A 1848-nucleotide genomic window follows, 5' to 3' on the forward strand; every position below is an offset into this window, starting at 1 on the left:
AGAGGTTTTCAGCGATTTAAGCATAGGATTGCGAATTAAATGCAAGTGTGGAATAAGCTTGCCTGTCTCCGCACAGCCGAGACGGCTATCCCACTTAAATTTAATCCCAATTCTCCAAAATCCAGCAACCGATCGAACAACTGAACCGTTGACAGAATCAAGCTTCTGCAATTGCGAATTCCGAATTCCGAATTTTACATAACCCACAATTCTTAACTGCTGGGTGTAAAGGTCAACGCTCGCTCTGCCGCAGTCAAATCCTGCTCCTGCACATCCAGTCGCAGCACTCGACCCGTCGGACCCACGATGAGTCGAGGTAACGTTTTGAGGTCCACGACTTGCAGCGTTTGCATATTGTACGTTGTGTACACAGTGGACCCCGATGCCAGCGTCACATCAATGATCGTCAGAGTTTTAAACGGTGCCAGCGTGCTGTTGAGCAGCGGACGGGGACCGCTACCCAGCGCGCTGGCATGCAGCAAATCCAGCGTGCCGCGATGCCCTGGAAAGTAAGCGTGGTGATGCCCGCTGATGTAGGTGTGGACGCGGTAGCGCTCCAGCATGGCTCCCAGCTTCTCGGCGTCTGCCAGAACTTCCCCTGGTTCATCTCGTCCCGCTGCCACAGCGTATAGCGGCAGATGCCCGATCGCAATGCGCAGTTTCGCCTGCTGCGCCTGCGGGCTAGCAAGGCTTTTCTCTGCCCAGGCAACTTGGTCGGGCGGAATCCGCGAAGTCGAGGCGTCCCAAACGAGATAGAAGATGTCTTTGTGCTGGAAGGTGTAGTAGAAGGGAAACTTGGCGCGATCAACAAACTGAAGCTTGGGGCTGTGCGCTGGGTCGTTCCAGTAAGCCGCCGCCAGGTCTCGCTCGGTTTGGAATAGGTACTTGCCGCTGATCGCCACTGCCGCCGAGGCGTCGTGGTTGCCGATCGTGAAGCCGAAGGGCAAACCTGCGTTGCGAAGCGGTGCGCCAATGTGTTTGTCGAAGCCTGCCCACATCGCTTGAATCTCGGTTCTCGACAGCGACGGCGACTGACCCGCCACCATATCCCCACCCGCCAGCACGATGTCCGGTTGCCAATCGGGAATCAGGTCGATCGCCTTGTGGACTTCGGGGTCGTAGTCGGTTGAACCATAGGCGCTATTCAAATCGCTGATAACGACCAACCGCACATCGCCGCGCACCGGAGCGTACATGCCCTTGGGCGCGATCGCGATGGCAGCAGAACTGTTCGTGGTTGTCACGGCATCACTCGTGGCTGCGGGTATGACATCCGGGCGGGCACTCGTGAACGATCGGTGCGCCAGAACCGCTGCCCCCACTCCACAAGCGGCTCCACCCAACACCAAAAACCGACGACGATTGAGGCTCATAGCATTCGTACGAGAAGCGTTCTGTAGGAGTGTATCTTGCTTTTCCCTCCCTACCGCGCTGTTTGCCACACATCCGGTAGAAATGCTACAAGCCTGAGGGATTCGGACGATCGAATGCTAAATTGATCCCCTGAGGTCGCCGTTTGCGTGGTGCCTCACAGGAGTGATGCATGTCTCAGGATCAGCCACCTCCCGATCCTTCGACCCCAGAGCCAACGAACGACACGCCGCCAGAGACGATCGACGCTCCGCGCGCTGTCTCTCCGCTCAAGACGCAGACGGTCCGGGCACTCCGGACGACGATTCGAGGGCTAGAACGACTGGTAGAGCGATTGGAAGCCGAACCTGACCCAGGTGCCGCTGGATCAGATTTTCTGCCCACTCTGACCTCCACCGCTAACGGCGTGTGGGAGCAGCTTCGGACTAGCTGGCAGCGCATTCAGGCGTGGTGGACAACGGTTTTAGCGCGAATTCG

2 protein-coding genes and 1 pseudogene are annotated in these 1848 nt (G+C 57.5%); 1 reads left to right on the forward strand and 2 read right to left on the reverse strand.

Annotated elements, in window-relative coordinates; genetic code table 11:
* A partial coding sequence (locus H6F43_RS21930; RefSeq protein ID WP_206754524.1) for a hypothetical protein occupies positions 1-207 on the reverse strand: 207 nt, incomplete at its 3' end.
* A 5-nt stretch (positions 208-212) separates the two neighbouring features.
* Entirely contained in the window at positions 213-1373 is a 1161-nt protein-coding gene (locus H6F43_RS00840) for a metallophosphoesterase (RefSeq protein ID WP_190340138.1), read from the reverse strand.
* Between the two features lie 170 nt (positions 1374-1543).
* On the opposite strand from H6F43_RS00840, the pseudogene H6F43_RS00845 reads away from it, so the two are divergent.
* Positions 1544-1848: pseudogene (locus tag H6F43_RS00845) on the forward strand (hypothetical protein); the annotation flags it as partial.

Origin of the sequence: Leptolyngbya sp. FACHB-36 (assembly GCF_014695955.1) — a bacterium.
In the GTDB taxonomy this organism is placed as follows: domain Bacteria; phylum Cyanobacteriota; class Cyanobacteriia; order Leptolyngbyales; family Leptolyngbyaceae; genus FACHB-36.

Bases quoted from the DNA above. Each gene is read 5' to 3' on its own strand.
- H6F43_RS00840 (WP_190340138.1), bottom strand. From the start codon at position 1,373: ATGAGCCTCAATCGTCGTCGGTTTTTGGTGTTGGGTGGAGCCGCTTGT.